This is a genomic window from Bacillus carboniphilus, from assembly GCF_020524035.2.
GTDB lineage: Bacteria > Bacillota > Bacilli > Bacillales > JAIVKR01 > Bacillus_CC.
On record NZ_CP129013.1, the window covers coordinates 2,374,640 to 2,391,716 of the forward strand.

Annotated in this window: 14 protein-coding genes and 2 pseudogenes; 2 read left to right on the plus strand and 14 right to left on the minus strand. The window is 37.2% G+C overall.

The features are described from left to right. Positions 1 to 1,018: 1,018 nt before the first annotated feature. Positions 1,019 to 1,831, minus strand: coding sequence for a stage II sporulation protein SpoIIQ (locus tag LC087_RS12095; RefSeq protein WP_226543038.1), 813 nt, complete (start codon positions 1,829 to 1,831; stop codon positions 1,019 to 1,021). A gap of 1,000 nt (positions 1,832 to 2,831) precedes the next feature. Here LC087_RS12095 and LC087_RS12100 point away from each other — a divergent pair. Beyond that, complete coding sequence (locus tag LC087_RS12100; protein ID WP_226543037.1) at positions 2,832 to 3,431, plus strand: DJ-1/PfpI family protein; 600 nt, start codon at positions 2,832 to 2,834, stop codon at positions 3,429 to 3,431. Positions 3,432 to 3,454: 23 nt separating this feature from the next. Then, positions 3,455 to 3,832, plus strand: a complete 378-nt coding sequence (locus LC087_RS12105; RefSeq protein WP_226543036.1) for a VanZ family protein — start codon at positions 3,455 to 3,457, stop codon at positions 3,830 to 3,832. 170 nt (positions 3,833 to 4,002) lie between these two features. Here the strand turns inward: LC087_RS12105 and LC087_RS12110 are convergent, their stop codons facing one another. The 13 genes and pseudogenes from LC087_RS12110 to LC087_RS12175 all read right to left on the minus strand — a co-directional run bounded on the left by LC087_RS12110 (position 4,003) and on the right by LC087_RS12175 (position 17,072). Continuing rightward, a complete protein-coding gene (locus LC087_RS12110) occupies positions 4,003 to 4,167 on the minus strand; it encodes a hypothetical protein (RefSeq protein WP_306019610.1) in 165 nt (54 codons plus the stop codon). 22 nt (positions 4,168 to 4,189) lie between these two features. After that, positions 4,190 to 5,484: pseudogene (locus LC087_RS19915) on the minus strand (IS91 family transposase). Positions 5,485 to 5,788: 304 nt separating this feature from the next. Continuing rightward, positions 5,789 to 6,814, minus strand: a complete 1,026-nt coding sequence (gene spoIID / locus LC087_RS12125) for a stage II sporulation protein D (RefSeq protein WP_226542674.1) — start codon at positions 6,812 to 6,814, stop codon at positions 5,789 to 5,791. A gap of 98 nt (positions 6,815 to 6,912) precedes the next feature. Further along, positions 6,913 to 7,182: a hypothetical protein gene (locus LC087_RS12130; protein WP_226542675.1), complete on the minus strand. Its 270-nt coding sequence runs from the start codon at positions 7,180 to 7,182 to the stop codon at positions 6,913 to 6,915. Positions 7,183 to 7,449: 267 nt separating this feature from the next. Next, the gene (locus LC087_RS12135; protein WP_226542676.1) at positions 7,450 to 8,022 is read right to left on the minus strand and encodes a hypothetical protein; all 573 of its coding nucleotides are present in this window, start codon (positions 8,020 to 8,022) and stop codon (positions 7,450 to 7,452) included. A gap of 316 nt (positions 8,023 to 8,338) precedes the next feature. Beyond that, a pseudogene (gene murA / locus LC087_RS12140) lies at positions 8,339 to 9,648 on the minus strand (UDP-N-acetylglucosamine 1-carboxyvinyltransferase). Positions 9,649 to 9,680: 32 nt separating this feature from the next. Further along, positions 9,681 to 10,439 (minus strand): YwmB family TATA-box binding protein, encoded by a 759-nt coding sequence (locus LC087_RS12145; RefSeq protein WP_226542678.1) that lies wholly within the window; start codon positions 10,437 to 10,439, stop codon positions 9,681 to 9,683. Positions 10,440 to 10,916: 477 nt separating this feature from the next. Next, complete coding sequence (locus LC087_RS12150) at positions 10,917 to 11,135, minus strand: DUF1146 family protein (protein WP_371932594.1); 219 nt, start codon at positions 11,133 to 11,135, stop codon at positions 10,917 to 10,919. Positions 11,136 to 11,400: 265 nt separating this feature from the next. Further along, positions 11,401 to 12,831: an NADH-quinone oxidoreductase subunit N gene (locus LC087_RS12155; protein WP_226542680.1), complete on the minus strand. Its 1,431-nt coding sequence runs from the start codon at positions 12,829 to 12,831 to the stop codon at positions 11,401 to 11,403. Positions 12,832 to 12,835: 4 nt separating this feature from the next. Beyond that, positions 12,836 to 14,296, minus strand: coding sequence for a complex I subunit 4 family protein (locus LC087_RS12160; protein WP_226542682.1), 1,461 nt, complete (start codon positions 14,294 to 14,296; stop codon positions 12,836 to 12,838). Next, a complete protein-coding gene (gene nuoL, locus LC087_RS12165; RefSeq protein ID WP_371932595.1) occupies positions 14,297 to 16,162 on the minus strand; it encodes an NADH-quinone oxidoreductase subunit L in 1,866 nt (621 codons plus the stop codon). A gap of 158 nt (positions 16,163 to 16,320) precedes the next feature. Beyond that, positions 16,321 to 16,626: an NADH-quinone oxidoreductase subunit NuoK gene (gene nuoK, locus LC087_RS12170; protein ID WP_226542684.1), complete on the minus strand. Its 306-nt coding sequence runs from the start codon at positions 16,624 to 16,626 to the stop codon at positions 16,321 to 16,323. After that, positions 16,623 to 17,072, minus strand: a complete 450-nt coding sequence (locus LC087_RS12175) for an NADH-quinone oxidoreductase subunit J (RefSeq protein WP_371932696.1) — start codon at positions 17,070 to 17,072, stop codon at positions 16,623 to 16,625. Before LC087_RS12175 ends, nuoK begins: the two co-directional genes overlap by 4 nt. Positions 17,073 to 17,077 lie beyond the last annotated feature (5 nt).

Sequence of the window (17,077 nt, forward strand, 5' to 3'; positions counted from 1 at the left end):
GGACGAGGCATTATTTATAATTTTATCATATTTAGCTTTTTAAAAAATTAGATAGCGCTTGTCTTACAACGATGAGCATAATGAATAACTTGGAATGATTTTATTAAGAAAGGCGCAAGCGCCCGTCTAGCGACGCAGGTGCTTATAGACCCCCGCATGAGATAAAGGAAACACGAATAGCCGCAGGCTTCGATGTTGACTTATCGTAGAGAGGAGGGCGAAGCATCACCAGTCGCTGGGCGCCGGAGCTAGACAACGATGAAAGCACTGTCTTATTAAGGACAAAGTTTATACTTTCTGATCTTATAAGAAAAGCGCAAGCGCCCGTTTAGCAACGCAGGTGAAAAGGTACCTCAACTGAGTACAGTCACGACGCGCGAACTAACGTTGACGCTAGCACTTCCTGTGCATCGCCGTATGAGATAAAGGAAACACGAAAAGCCCGAAAGCGGAGGATCTACTAAGTTCAGCCACGTCCTGTGGCGACGTAGATCCACCTCCCTCCTGGAGGCGTCTCCGTTGAATTATTGTAGAGAAATGGAACATCATCTAAAGGCGCCGCCCACGTCCTGTGGGCAACGATGATGCTAGCACCTCCTGTGCGTCGAAAGCGCTACCAGTCGCTGGGCGCTGGATCTAGACAAAAATAAAAGCACCATCCGAATAAGGACAGCTTTTTATGCTTTCTTACTCTATAAAAAAATTACATGCGCATCTGGAGTTCATTACAAGTTATAAATTAAACTTATTCATGTCCAGAAAAATCTAGTTTGAGATCCCACTTTTTAGGTCAGCTTGGACTTAATTGTCACAAAAGTAATGGAAATTGTATAAACAAATATTAAAACAACGACAAATTTCCCGAGAAATAAATCAATTAAAGTCGAAATACAGTTAATACTTTTTATTTCACAAATGATTCACCTACTTGTTAACAGTCGCTATTCATAAGTAAGATGAGATATTATCATTTCATCAACAACAAAAAAAAGCCACCTTATCAGGTAGGCTTCATCATTTAAGAATCAATGGAGTCGTCAGAAGTTTCAGGTTCATTTGAAGACTCTTCATTATCATCTTCTGATGAACCATCCTCTGTCTGTTCTTCTTCACTTTCCTCTGTGTCAGCTTCAGATTCCTGTGCATCAACAAAGGATGAGAGAGATTTTTCTATCCATTTTTCTGGGTTGTATGCCATATCATCTTTGCGAACTTCAAAATGAACATGGATCCCATCTTCTGTATTAAATTGGTTTTCGCCAGCTTTACCTAGGACTTGTCCTTGCTTCACTTCATCGCCTTTTTCTACTTCGACAGACTGCAGTGATAAATAGCGTGTGACCACACCTTTTTCATGCTCAAGTTCAATTACATAGCCGAAAAGGGGATCTTCCTTAGCTTCTAACACAGTTCCACTAAGAGAAGCTACGACGTCAAAGTCCTTTCCATCTTCACTTGCAATGTCGATACCTTGGTTTGGCTGATAAGTGTTATTATAAAAAACAAGGGCTGCTTCTTGCTCTTCTGGTGTTCCATCATCTTCATAGAACTTCTTCACAATCTTAGTTGAAGCGACATCATTTATTGGCATTTTAAAGTTTTCTAAAGCTGCATTTACTTCTACTGCCGGCTCATCTCTGAATGAAATATCTGTACTTTTCTCTTCTTCATTTGATAAAGATTCGTCATTGCTTGCACTTTGATACCATAAAACTCCTGACAGAATAGCGGCAGCACTAAGTAGATAAATTGCGGGTAATACCCACTTCTTTCTCAAAATCTTTCGAAAATCAAATTTTTGAGAAGAACGATTTTTTTCTTCCTCTCTCATTTCATCATCACCTCAACAACCATTCTGAACCAGAATCAAACAATCTATACATAAAAAAATGAATTTTTTGCATTTAGTATCTTCAAACCCTTTCGATTTTATGTATTGAAAAATAAAAACAGTTAGACTGAACAATGAAATTCTTAACGAGGAGACATTACTGTAAGAGAGGTGGGAAATCCCTTATCATTTATTCTCATTAATTTCAAAAAAGTTCAAGTTGTTGAATGGTCATCCTTAGGATCAGAATAAAATAACCCTATTTGTTAACTACACTAGTAGTGTAAAATCACTTCTCTCATAACCTTTCAAAGTAACTAGATAGATTCCCTTCTATTCCAGACTGATTTTATCTATATTCATATCATTCGCACTATCAGAATCAGATTCCAATACCGGTTTACCATCACATTTTCACTAAGGCTAATTCCACTACTAGAATGACTTGTGGCTGAAAAAACAACGGCAACATTGATTAACACAGTAAAAAACTTTGAAAACATATAAAATTCCCTATTTTTCTCAAAGGAAGCTAGTTCTTGATGTTTAATATAAATTATTATCTATAGATTATAGAAAAGAAAGGGGATTATTAAAAAAGTGTATCTTTTGTCATTCACTATCATTTATTGTGTAGTAACACAGGTTTTGAGTATAGGCTATCTACCTGCTATGGGAGTTTATTTAATAAGTTTAGGCATGATCAAAGGATTTTCTAGCGAAGAATTAAAAGATGTCTTTAACTTCAGAAAGACTAAATATTTGTACGAAAAAAACGGATTTAAAGCCTCGATAATAGAGTTATTGTCTTTAATGCTCATTTTTATCCATTCATATATAATTGATTATGAGCCCTTATCATTTTTTGAAATTATATATTTGTTCTTTCTGATTTCATTTGTATACCGCTTTCTATTTTGGGGGACAGCACAGACAATTGAGGAAGAATTCAACTCTAAGAGGTCGTTAAGATAAGATCTAGCATTAAGGAGGAATGACTATGAATAACAAACAATGGAGTGTCGGTATTCTTTTATTTGATGAGGTAGAAGTGTTAGATTTTGCAGGACCATTTGAAGTTTTTTCTGTTACTTCAATTGATGATAACGAATATCCATTTGATGTTAAAACAGGATCTCAACAAGGAGAACTAATACGCGCCCGAAATGGGTTGAAGGTACATCCTGATTATCGTTTTGAAACAATGCCATCGTTTGACATCTTAATCATCCCAGGAGGACCAGGTGCTAGGAAAAACGAGTTTTACAATGAAGATGTAATTGAGTGGATTTTTAATCAAATGAAAAATGTTCAATTGATGACTTCTGTATGCACAGAGGCTTATTTATTAGCAAAAGCAGGATTATTGACAGGACGACAATGCACCACTCATTGGAGAAGCATTGAAAAATTACAAATAGAATTTCCAGAAGTCGATGTAAAACAAGAGGTTAAATTTGTAGATGAAGGAAAAATCATTACATCTGGAGGTATTTCAGCTGGAATAAATATAACCTTTTATATTATTAACCGCTTATTGGGAGCTGAAACTGCTCAAAAAACCGCCAAAAGAATAGAATATGATATTATAATTAAGTAATCATAATCTTTAGGAGAAGATCAATGTTATACCTTCGAAAAATAGTCATAACTACACTACCTTTTATCTATATGCTTTTAATATGGTATCTATCTAGTCATCCTAGTGATGCGATTGTTCAAACTCCTTTTTCATTTGATTCTTTCTTTAAGGAGTCACTACATTTAATAGAGTTTGCCATTCTTTATTTTTTATTTATTTGGGCTTATTCCTATTACCGGCCGATTACTAATAAAGTACAACTCTTATTTGCTTCTTTGGCTATTATTTATGGGTTGATAGATGAAATTCACCAATCTTTTGTTCCATCAAGGTCAGCTACTCTCATAGATTTCGTGAAGGATACAATCGGAGTAGTCGTTTGTTGGTGGATATTAAGAAAGTCGAAACTTTTTAAATAAACGCCTCCTCACTAAAGTACAGAGGCAGACTAAATCCCCAACGAGTTTTGTGGGCTAAAGCCGACTATAAAAAAACGACTTTATACCCCCCTGCTGTTACACAGGTTTTCCGCAATTTAATTTTGGTATAGAAAATAAAGAAACTAAGAAAAACCAGGTGTGATTAAAAATCACACCTGGTCCTTTTTGGTGCTCAGAATATCCTCAATCCTGTATTCCTTCCCATGAATACCTTTATAGTATTCAGGATACATGTCTTCTCCACATTTTTCACAGGAGAACATAGGGGGGACGGCTGGATCACCTCCATCCATTAAATCAAAATCTCTTACCACTTGTTGTGGAATCTCTTCTTTTTCATGACACACTAAACAAACAAAGTTGATGCTCTGTTTTGATTGGGCCATTTTTTTTTTTTTTTCTTGCCTTTTTTCGGTGTTTCGATACTGGTGAAATGATGAATCACCCTTTCTAAATAGGCTCTTGTCGTGGTACACAAGGCCACCTTGATTTCTAGTCTACCATTTTCAAGACAGACTTCTCCCTTGTATTCATAGTAACACTGGCATTTTTCACAAATAAGAGGGTCTCTCTTACCACTTGATACGATTCGTTCCCTCCATGTCTGACGGCGCATTGTTTTCTTTGCTTTCACTATCCAGCGTTTCGCTTTCTGTTGCCATTGACATAAGACTTTTTTACTCAAGCCCTTGCATCTCCTTGAATACATCCCATAATGACGAATCGTCTTAAACTGTTCATCTGGGATATGACGAATAAGCCTAGAGATAAATTCCTCTACACTGATCGTTTCTCTCTTTTCTTTTCCGCCTGTCTTATCATGATACGTAAAGGTTACCTTTTGTCCGTCATATGCCTCGATCCGATTCAGTCCTATCGCAGGTCGACGAATATAACGGCCAATATAGCGAAGTTGTTCTTTTACATTCCCTTCCTGTTTTGGCGCATGCACATAGAAGCCCTTCCCATTATTGTGAAACGCCTGTTGTAATCGAGGTTGTATTCTCTTCTTTTCTTTTTCTGACACACCTCTGCGTATGAACTTTAACACCACGGTCTGCCACTGCTTTCTTAACATTTCAAATGGCAGATAATCGTACTGTTTCCATTCCCCCTTTTTCGTAAGACCTCCCATCGTCACTAGCATATGTACATGGGGATTGAAATTCACTCTGGATCCGAAAGTATGTAAGCCTGATATGATTCCAGGGGTCACTTTCGCTTTCTTTTTGAAAAATCCATGATTAATCGCACGCCTCGTCCATCAAATCTTTTAACAGATGGCGATGAAGCAAAAACACATCACGCAGTCCTTCATCAATTGTAAAGATGACATGACGATGATTCACCACCTGTAAGACCTCTTCTGTTAGTAGTCGACTCCATTCTTCGCTTTCTCCTACTGAACAAGTGGTACAAAATCGCCCCTTACAACGATACGGAACCTTCCTGACATCATGGCAACCTTCACAAACAAATAGCTTAAATCCATTTTTGGGATTCCCACACCCTCTGAATTTCTCTATTTCCTTTCTTACTATTGGACGGATTTTAGCTCCATGTTTCTTTTGAAAGTGATCCCAATGGTTATGTTTATCAAAGAAAATTTGTTTTAATATATTATTCTCCATGACATCAAAATACCACAGTTTCTAAGACTGTGGTAGACCCGAAATTATATACTTTCTTATCTTTTAAGAAAAGCGCAAGCGCCCGTTTAGCAACGAATGATGAGGAACGTCAACTAAGTACAGTCACTTCCTATGACTAACGCCTGTGCTAGCACATCGTGTGCGTTGGAGTTGCTGGGCAATGGAGTAGACAAAAATAAAAGCACCATCCGAATAAGGACAGATTTTTATACTTTCTTACTCTGTAAGAAAAGCTGTTTGATCGCTAGGATCAAACAGCTCTTTCACCCGAACATGAACTCATTCACTTTTTAGCCGTTTCTATGTAGGCCGTTAATAGTGGGTCTGCATTATTAATTGCTACCCCTTTATAGTAATGATTAATGATTTCATTATACGTCTTTCCTTCTTGAGCCATGAAATGTGCTCCGTACTGACTCATTCCAACTCCGTGACCGTACCCTTTTGTCTCGACTACCACTTCATCTCCATTGACTACCCACGAGAAGTCAGAAGACTTTAAGCCAAGCTGTTCTCTTATTTTTCTACCTGTCAGTTTCTTACCATTTATATTGACTGCTTCTACATAGCCGCCTTCCGTTTTTCCTACAATTTCACCTGCCGAATCCGCCGTTATTTCTACACCTAGCAATTGTTCAAATTGGTCAATGGAAAAAACCTTCCGATCTAAAAATTGAGGGGATTGCGAATCCCAAGAACTATCCACACTCTTTAAATAAGGTAACTCATTCTCCCAATAAGATTCAGAGTTTTGTGTCTTTCCGTTAGATGTAGAAAAAAATGCAGCATAAATAGGTTGATCATTAAAAGTTAAAATTTGACCTTGTGTCGCCGCTACTGCCTCAGTAATTTTTTGAATATTTTCTTGATACTGTTTTCCCCATTTGGTTTTGAGCTCTTCTTGACTACTATATACTTGGTGGTTTTGCGTATCGGTCACATCCGCCCCTTCAGGTACACTGTCTCTTTGATTAGACAATAGTTGTTTAACAATGAAGGTTCTTGCTGCTAGGGCTTGAGCTTTCAGTGCTTCTAATTCAAAATTCACAGGCATTTCAGATGCAACGACACCAACAATATATTCCTCTAAAGGAACGGTTTCTATTTCCTTTTGATTTGATCGATACACTTTAATAGCAACGGTTGACTCTTCTAAATTTAACGTTTTGACCTCCCCCTCTTGCTGGGTTCCTTCTGAAAGTACAAGTTCTTTTGGTTCATTGACAAAGAGCACTAATATAGCAGGTATTAAGAGAATAATTAAAAATGTTAGGGAAAAAACAAGTGCAATGATTTTCATCCTGTTCATTAAAGAACCCCCATTTCAAAAATGACTATATAGTTCATAATATGGAAATGGACAAGCTTTTATGCTCGAGTTAATGATAATTTTATTTCTTTGACAATCTACTGTTTAACGCTCCATTCATTGGTTGCATCTTTTATCATCCCCATCTTAAAATCAACTATTTCTTTTATTCTCTTTTCTGAAGTATAGCCTAAAAAATACTTTTCAATTTCCCATGCTAGCATCATAGATGTATGATCCATTAATAAATAATAAAAATCCTTATAATAGCTTTCATTTTCAATATGAAGGCCATTTTCAAGTAAGACCTCCCTATAAATTTTCTTCACAAACGTTATCAGACGCCTATCATATATATCTTGCATCAAGATAGTAATATCCCTTAATGGTGAACCTAATGAAGCCCATTCCCAAATAAGAAAAGCGTAAGCGACCGTTTAGCGACGCAGGTGCTTATAGCCCCCGCATGAGATAAAGGAAACACGAAAGGCCGTAGGCTTCGATGTTGACTTATCGTAGAGAGGAGGAAGAAGCAACACCAGTCGCTGGGAGCTGGAGCTAGACAAATATATTAACTATGTCTTACTAACTTCATTATTTGAGGCTTTCTGAATTTTTAACAAAAATGTGCACTCTTATTCTAAATGAGGGTCTCCATGTGTCAAAACATTGGGACATTTGATTTTATAGTTATGTATATTATATTTTTCATACATTTTCTTTACTACTTCGATCCAATTAGAGTCAACCCACTCTAAATTCAGTGAAGATAGCCTTTCTAATTGAGCACAGCACCAGTCATACCATTCTGTAGATAGTTGATGTACAGGTAATCCTTGAGAAGAGACTGTATGTACCTCTGCCAATTTAGATAAGATTTCTCTTAAACACTGTTTTTTATCTTCTAGTGCAAGTTGGTTAAATATTTCTTTTAATGGTTGCCCGAGATCTTCCATTAAAATCGCTTCTGGATACTCATTCCATACGTGTGTGACTGGAAGGAATTTATTTATTTTTGGTAAAAGTTTATTATATATTTCTATTTCATTGTTTCGATCTTCAGCGAATTCCTTATAAATGAGGATCCTGGTCTTTTTATTTTCATCTAATAACTTAAGCCGTTTAATACACCCCGCGTGTAATCCACTGAGTGGTTCTTGTTCTAGTAACATCCAGTTATTTTCTATTATACGTTTTTCTAAATACATGATTATATTAATACTTCTCCTCCGAGTGCATTTGATTTTTGTAAAATTAACTAACTTCACTAAACCTTACTATTACCTTTTCTTCACTGACAACCAAATCCCCTTTTAAACATGAATACTTTTATTATTTAAAAATTAATTATATTAAGAAAAATAAATCTTTATACTAAAAAAGACTTACCAAAAATATATCGATAAAAATGTATAACTTTAACGAAGAAAGGAATGATATATAGGGTAGTTGAGGAATAAAGAAAAAAAATGGATATAAAAAAGAAGCTAGAGATAATCTCTCTAACTTCCTTTATCGATATTCTTATGCATTCAAATCTTGCACAAGAGGTGTCTCCACTGTTGGCATTTCGACTGTTTCTTTTACTCGTTCGATATCTGCACCAATACTTCTTAATTTTTGGTGGAAATCTACATAGCCACGATCTAAATGCTTTAACTCTGTTACACGAGTGTAACCATCTGCTGCCAAACCAGCAAGCGTTAGGGCTGCAGCCGCTCTTAAATCAGTAGCAGCTACTTCAGCGCCTTGAAACAGGACTGGACCGTTTAAAATAACGGATCGTCCTTCAATTTTTATATTGCCATTCATACGTCTAAACTCTTCTACGTGCATGAAGCGGTTTTCAAAAACAGTCTCTGTTATCATACTTGTTCCATTAGCACGTAATAATAAGGCCATCATTTGAGACTGCATATCTGTTGGAAATCCCGGGTGTGGCATTGTCTTAATATCAACCGCTTTAACTCATCTGGACCAATGACTCTCAGTCCTTCTGGCTCTTCAATGATTGTTACACCCATTTCTTCCATTTTCGCTACGAGCGAAGATAAATGTTCAGGAACAGCTCCTTCAACAAGGACGTTTCCTCCTGTTATCGCTGCAGCCACCATAAAAGTTCCTGCCTCAATACGGTCAGGAATAATGTTATGATTTACTCCTTTAAGCTCTGTAACTCCCTCAATTCTAATAGTTCCAGTTCCTGCACCTCGAACCTTTCCACCCATAGCGTTAATATAATTCGCTAAATCAACAATCTCAGGTTCTTTTGCACAGTTTTCTATTTGAGTCGTTCCTTCTGCTAAAGCAGCCGCCATCATAATATTCTCAGTTGCTCCAACACTAGGAAAGTCTAAATAAATTTTTGCTCCACGAAGTCTTCCATCAACTTCCGCATCAATAAATCCGTTTCCGACCTTTATTCTAGCTCCCATAGCTTCAAAGCCCTTAAGATGTTGATCGATAGGGCGAGAACCAATGGCACATCCACCAGGAAGCGCAACTCTAGAATGACCTAATCTAGCCAAAAGTGGTCCCAATACAAGGACAGAAGCTCGCATTTTGCGGACATATTCAAACGGTGCTTCGGTTGTTAGCTCCCTTGATGCTTCCACGATTACTGTGTTATTGTCAAAGCTGACATCAGCACCTAAATGCCGTAAAACCTCATTGATCGTATAAACATCGGAGAGCGCGGGTACATTACATATAGTACTTTTTCCTTCACTTGCTAACAAGGATGCAGCGATTATTGGTAAAACAGCATTTTTAGCACCTTCTACTTTTACTGAGCCGTTCAACCTCTGACCGCCACGGACGATGATTTTTTCCAAGGCATTCCCCTCCGCGTCCCATTTTCTCTATATTAATATTCAGATGTAATGATTGGTGTGCCTACTACCACCGTAGTAATTTCATCCAACCCTACTTTTTTTTCTCTTAAAGCAATTTGAATGTTCAATTCTTGGTTTGATGTTTGTAGCTTTTGTTCCCACTCTTCATTGTATGCAGATACAGAAATGAAGTTAGGTTCATTAAGCATTTCGATTGTTTTTGCGTTAAATTGTTTTAAAAGTGAGTTTGCTTGTTTTTGCAAAACACCTTCCATTTTACCACTAAGTGTGCCGTTCACACAAGCAAAAATTTTCACATCTTCTCCCATTATGTCGACTATATGAGAGCTGACTGTTTGTTTTAAAAGGTTTTCCATGCGTGAAGTTCTTTCTTGTGTAGCCTGATAAAGGATATACGATTGAGTTGATTGATTTGTGAGGGTCGTAACAATCTGCAACGTTTCTTTAAGATGTATATCAGTATTGATTCTCTCTCCCACTAATTTGGACGTTTTTTCGTCCTCTATCATGCTCCAAGTATAAGGACGCTCCAGATCCTGAATTTGTTTCATTAATTCTTTACGTTCTTCTCCATCTATGTTGACTCGTTTTTTTGCATACAATGACCAGCCACTTATGTCAACATGCTCATCTTCCAATCCTTTTACAATTTCTTGAACTTTCCCTACTTCATTTTCAACCTTATATAATGAATGAGCTCTAAATGCTTTCGGCACAATTAAAAATGTAAGGGTCGTTACTAACATCAAAAATATGATCCACCGTTTCATAACCGCCACTCCCTCTCCTTAGTACCATTTTTACCTTTAGAGAGAAGAGCATACGTGGAAAAAGTCGTCAATGCTTGACAATTTTCAAAAAGAAAAGCGCAAGCGCACGATTTGCGACGAAGGGGCTTGAGCACTCCGCATGAGATAAAGGAAACACGAAAAGCCGAAGGCTTCGATGTTGACTTATCATAAGGAGGAGGGCGAAAACTTACGAGTCGCTGAGCGCTGGAGCTAGAAAAAAGTAAGGCGCAAGCGCTCGATTAGCGATGACAACATGGCTATGAACATCATCTAAAATCAGCCACGTCCTGTGGCTAACGATGATGCTAGCACTTCCTGTGCGTCGAAAAACTAACGAGTTGCTGAGCGCTGGAGCTAGACAAAAGAAAAGCGCAAGCGCTCGATTTGGGACGAAAACAAAGTTAAAGAGTCCATCTAATTAAAAACAAGGAATTAGCACCTTATAACTAAAAAAGATTAGGGGATCTGCTGAGACCAAAGTAAATAATCTAAAAAGAAATTGGAAACTGTAGAAGCTATGACAATGGTTAATAAAATAAGTAAAAGCCTTGCCTCAACCACTCTTCCTTTTCTGATGAAGTATTCTAAATTTAACGCTTGTAGAGCCCACCATGTAATCGCAATAAATACAAGGTGTGAAATGATACTAATTAAAGATATTTGTTCAAAACCCATTTTAAGCAACATCCTTCCGTCAACTAACAAAACAATAAAACTTCATTTAAAGTCACTATGTGATAAGTGTGACCCCAAATGAAAAAAGAGGTGTCGAGCACCCCTTCTATTATATAAAATCAATCTTAAAGAATGACTTCATTTTAGTCGTTCACAAAAACTTTACACTCATAACCAATCAACCATTTGTAAACAGTAATTGACTTTTCTGTTTCTCAGATTATCACATGTTTGATTTGTTATCAATGTACTGTTTTTGGAACTTTTATATCATCGACATGATTGAATAAAGAAGATTTGGAAATAAACCGAATATACAAGTCGCTACTGAACATAAAACGGTAACAAAAGCAAGTCGACCGTCCATTTTGATTGGGGTTAAGTGGTTTTGTTTGTTAAAAAATATTTGCTCCAATATGCGAAAATAAACGGCATACGAAATAATTGTTGCCATAACCATCACGCTAGCAATCATAATCATGGCAGGGTCACTGGAAATTACACTTAAAAAGATGGCGAATTTCCCAATAAACCCGCTCGTTCCAGGTATCGCCGCTAATGAAAGAAGAAAGATGGTCATTAAAATGGCGAGAAGTGGCGACTTCTTTCCTAAGCCAGCAAAAAGAGAAACCTCCTCATGCCCTTCCGCATTTGAAAGAAAATAAGTGATGACAAACGCGCCCGTTGTCATAAATAAGTACGCAAACAAATAAAACCAAATTCCCTCTATATAGAGTGGACTTTGAAAAGCTGAAAAGGCAGCCAAAATATATCCTCCATGTCCGATTGATGAATAGGCTAACATTCGTTTAACATTTGTTTGGCGAAGCGCCATAATATTTCCTATTAACATGGTTACACAAGCAATTCCACCAATAATGACTTGGTTTTCAAGCAAAGCTGCTTCATAGACGGACAAAAACAACCTCATAAAAAGAATAAAACCAGCTGTTTTTGACACAATATTCAAAAATAAAGTTGATGAAATCGAAGACCCTTGATAAACGTCCGCAACCCACATTTGAAAAGGGAATGCACCTATCTTAAACGTTAAGCCGACAAAAATAATAAGAAAAGACACGGCCGATAAGTATAACAACTCACTATTTTGAGTCGTTAAAAGAGTTGAAGCTATGACCTGGAGATTTGTTGAGCCTGTTATTCCATATAAATAACTCATTCCAAATAACGTAATAGCCGTGGACACTCCCGCGTTTAGAAAAAGCTTAATAGCTGCTTCATTCGCATGAAGGTTCTCTCGATTAAACGCAACGAGTAAAACACTACTAAGCGTTAGTAATTCAAGCCCAATGAATAATGTCATTAAATCTCCGCTGGAACTGATGATCATTGCTCCTAATAGTCCCATAAGAATAAAGTAAAAAAATTCACTTTTTGGAGGTGCCGTTAATATAACAAAGCTTGCCCCTATTAAGAGGAGGAGTTTGAATATCTTTGCAAATTCATCTAAAACAAACGTGTCATATAAAATAACAATGGTACTTTCCTGATATAGTAAAACGAGCAGAACTAGTGCTGTTAAGGTTGCCATCAAGCTTAAATAACGAAATGAAGATCTTTGTTTTTTTGAAGGTAAAAATAAATCAAGCATTGTCATAATGGTTGCCATACCAATGATCACGAACTCTGGAAGCATCCCTTGCCATTGAAAGCTTAAGAGCGTTTCAATATTCATCGATTCACCTCATTCCTTTAACTAAAAGTTCAATTGGCTCTGCTATTGCACTAGACACTACCGAAGGAAACACACCGATAGCAATAATCATCAAAACAAAGAGGAGAGCAGATGAGAGCTCCAATCCGTTCAAATCGGCCTTTGGCTGTTTTGCATGTCCTTTTTGCACAACTGAAATAAAGCGAACCATATAAATGACCGTCACAAGAATGCCCACTACGGCTATAGATCCGAGGAGAAGATTTTGGTTGAACACACCTGTAAAGACTAAAAATTCACTAATAAAACCTGACATACCGGGTAATCCAACGGAAGCTAGACAACAAACGATAAACATACTTGCAAGTTTTGTCATCGAAGAAGACATCCCTGAAAGCGAGTTATAATCGAGTGAAAGTCGTCGGTCTTCTAAAATGACAATTAAAAAGAAAAAGAAGGCGGTGATAAATCCATGCGAAATCATTTGAAAAACCGCCCCTTGAACACCAATCTCATGGATCGAACCAATCCCAATTAATACGACGCCCATGTGAGAAACACTAGAATACGCGATCATACGCCTCAAGTTCGTTTGCGCTAAAGCAATAAATCCCCCATATAGAAAGTTGATTGTTCCTAAACCAATTAGCCAACTACTAGCCATTGAAGCTTGCTCAGGAAAAAAACTAAGGGAAAAGGTAATCAGTCCATACCCGCCTATTTTTAATAAAACTCCGGAGTGGAGCATGACAATCGAAGATGGAGCATGCTGATGAACGTAGATCATCCATGAATGAAAGGGTACGATAGGTAGTTTAATTCCAAATCCAATCAAAAAAACTGTGAATAGAACTGTTTTTTCAACGTTTGTTACGGTAGATAAAGTAGGGATCATTTTTTGAAGTTCAGAAATCGAAGTCGTTCCTGTTTTCGAAAACAAATAAACAAAAGCCATTAAAAGTAAGAGAGAACCTAGTCCATTGTAGAGCAGATAATAAAAACTGGTTTTCCGTTTTTCTCCCTCTCCCCAATTTCCAATTAAGAAGAACATGGGAATTAAGGTTATTTCTAAGAAGATAAAAAACAAAAATAAATTATCGGCTAAGAAAACACCTAGCATGCCAAATTGTAAAATAAACAGCAAGGTGTAAAACCCTTTCACATGTTGCTTCACATAAACGGATGCAATGGCAGATAAAAAGGCTAAAATAGAGGTGAATAAAATCATAATGACCGATAAACCATCAACCCCTAATTGAAAGGGTAAAGAAAACGGCTGATCCACTCCTAAAAAAATCCAAGTGCGAAATTCGGAAAAACTTTGCAAGCTTCCTTCCCTCATGTAAAAGATATAAAGAAAGAGAGATAAAATAAGAGAAGGAGTCGTGCCTACGACAGCCATCCACCTAATCAACCGTTTCTTTTTTAATAGTAGGATAATGAAACAAGCGATTAATGGTGAAAACAACAAAATGGATAAGTACAACTACATCCACCCCCTGATCAAGAAAGAAACCATTAAAATGATGGATAAACCGATAAATGAAAAACTAATGTACCTTTGAACTTGACCATTATGAATGGTTCCTCCCACTCTACCTAGGAAAAGAGGCATTTGCACCATCCACTTCGTCATCCCTCCTACTACATACCGTTCAATAAAGGTGAGCAAGTCACTGAGCTTTTTAGTCCCTAATACAAACGTATGTTGATAAAATTCATCGATATAAAGCCCGTTTTTAAGTAAAGGGAGAGCGAAATACGATCGTTTTTTTTGATCGTTCACATAGGCTAAACCCGCACCAACAAGCGTCATTATTATTGAAATAATCATGATCCAGATTCCTTCATGGTTAATTGAAGGGAGCGTTATTTCAGCCATGATCCAATCATGAAGAGGCTTATAGACAAATCCGCCACCGAAAGAAAGAACCGCTAAAATCGCTAATGGGATCACCACTGTAAGAGGAAACTGAATCGTTTCATCAGATAGCTCTTTTTTAGGTAAAACAATGCGAAAGAATAATCGAAACATATAAAAGGAGGTTAAAAATGTTGTAAGGATCGCAATAAAAAACAACAATAAGGAACCTCTTTCCCATAAAGCGTATAAAATTTCTTCCTTACTATAAAAACCTGCAAAGAAAGGAAAACCACTGATAGATAACGTTCCAACCAAAAGGAAAAGACTGATGATTGGCATCTTTCTCCAAAGCCCCGATATTTCATTTATCCTTTGTGTATGAAGGGCACAGATAATACATCCAGCTACTAAAAAGAGCAGTGCTTTAAAAAATGCATGAGTCATTAAATGAAAGATGCCTGCAAAATATCCGAAGGAACCTAATGCTAGCATCATGTAGCCAAGTTGACTAATGGTCGAATAAGCTAATATTCGTTTAATGTCATCTTGAACAGTCGCCTGTAAAGCTGCAAACAGAGCTGTAATTGCACCGACTATAGAAATGATCAAGAGCGTCGATTCAGACTGGGCAAACAGTGGATAGAGAGCTGCTACTAAATAAACACCTGCGGCCACCATTGTCGCTGCATGAATTAAAGCGGATACTGGAGTAGGTCCTTCCATTGCGTCTGGAAGCCAAATATGAAGGGGAAACTGCGCTGATTTTCCTACAGCTCCCCCAAACATTAAAACCGTAATTCCTATAAGAGAGGACTCCGAAATCTCATTATTTTGCACAGCAAGGAATATTTCCTCAAACTGAAGGCTTCCTACTTCCCAAAACAGAAGAATCATGCCAACAAATAGAAAGAGATCTCCGATTCTCGTGACTAAAAAAGCTTTTCTCGCTGCTTCAATGGCTTCTTTTTTATGAAAATAAAAGCCGATTAATAAAAATGAGCCGACGCCAACCAGTTCCCAAAATAAATAGAATTGAAGCAGGTTTGTCGTCATGACTAACCCGAGCATAGCAAACGTGAAAAAGCTAACATATCCAAAATAAATGGGGTATCGGGCTGTTTGAGCCATGTAATGAATGGAATATAAATGAACGCAAAAACTGACTAACGATACAATTAAGAGCATTAATGCGTTTAAAGGATTGATTTCAAATCCTACATACAATTCCATAGAACGAATATTCACCCATTCAACATTGGTTGTGAAAGACCCATTCTTTATTTGCAGAAATAAGATTATGACTGAAGACAAAAAAGTAAGAGCTACAAGACTCGTTGATATAACCGCCACCCGCCTGTTATTTGACCAAATAAGACAAATCAGAAACGACAGAAGGGGTAAAACAGGAATAATCCAAGCCCAATTCATCATTATGGATGCCGTTATAAAACCTTTTAGATGTTGTTCAAAAAGTGTAAGTTCATACACCTGTTGCCCCACCATCCCTTTTGAACACACGCAGTGATAAGGTTTTTCCTGCTTCATCATAAACAATCTTGGTCTATTACTCCACAGGCGTAAATTCGGATGCGTGGCACCCTATAAGAACGGCGTTTTCAACTCCTTGTCAAAGATTGACCGATTTCTTATTTTATTGAATCGTAGTCCTTCAAGTCGACTGATTTTTTCAGTCGATAAAAAGAGAGAATGATGGCTAACCCTACTGCTATCTCTGCAGCGGCTACCGTAATAATGAAAAGAGAAAATACTTGTCCTGTTATTGACGGAAATGCTCCATAGCGACTAAACGCCACCAAATTTAAATTAACGGCATTTAACATCAATTCAATGCAAATAAGGACGACGATGATGTTTCTTTTTGTCACTGCGCCGTACAATCCAATACAAAAGAGAAACAAGGCAAGCAATAAATAGCTTGATAAAGGATTCATCGCTCTTCCTCCTTATTTGGTTTTTTAGCAACCACGATTGCACCGACTAAAGCGACTAATAATAATATAGAAACTAATTCAAAGGGAATGATATAGTACGTATAAAGCATCAAGCCAATCTGTTCGGTATTGTTTTCATGGAAATCAACATTCACTACATCAAGGTTTAATGGAGCAACCCCCATGTATATAACAGTAGCGAAAACGACGAGAGATCCTATAATAATTAATCGTTTGAACCATGTAGAGAATGCACTCGCCTGATCTGTATGATCCGTTAACATAATGCCAAATAAAAGCATGATGACGATGGCCCCTGAATAAACGAGCACTTGAACAACGGCCACAAACTCCGCAAGCAACAAAACATATAAACAGGCAATACTTAAAAAAGTGACAACTAAAGAAAGAATCATATGCACCACTTTGGTCACATTTAGCATCATCACAC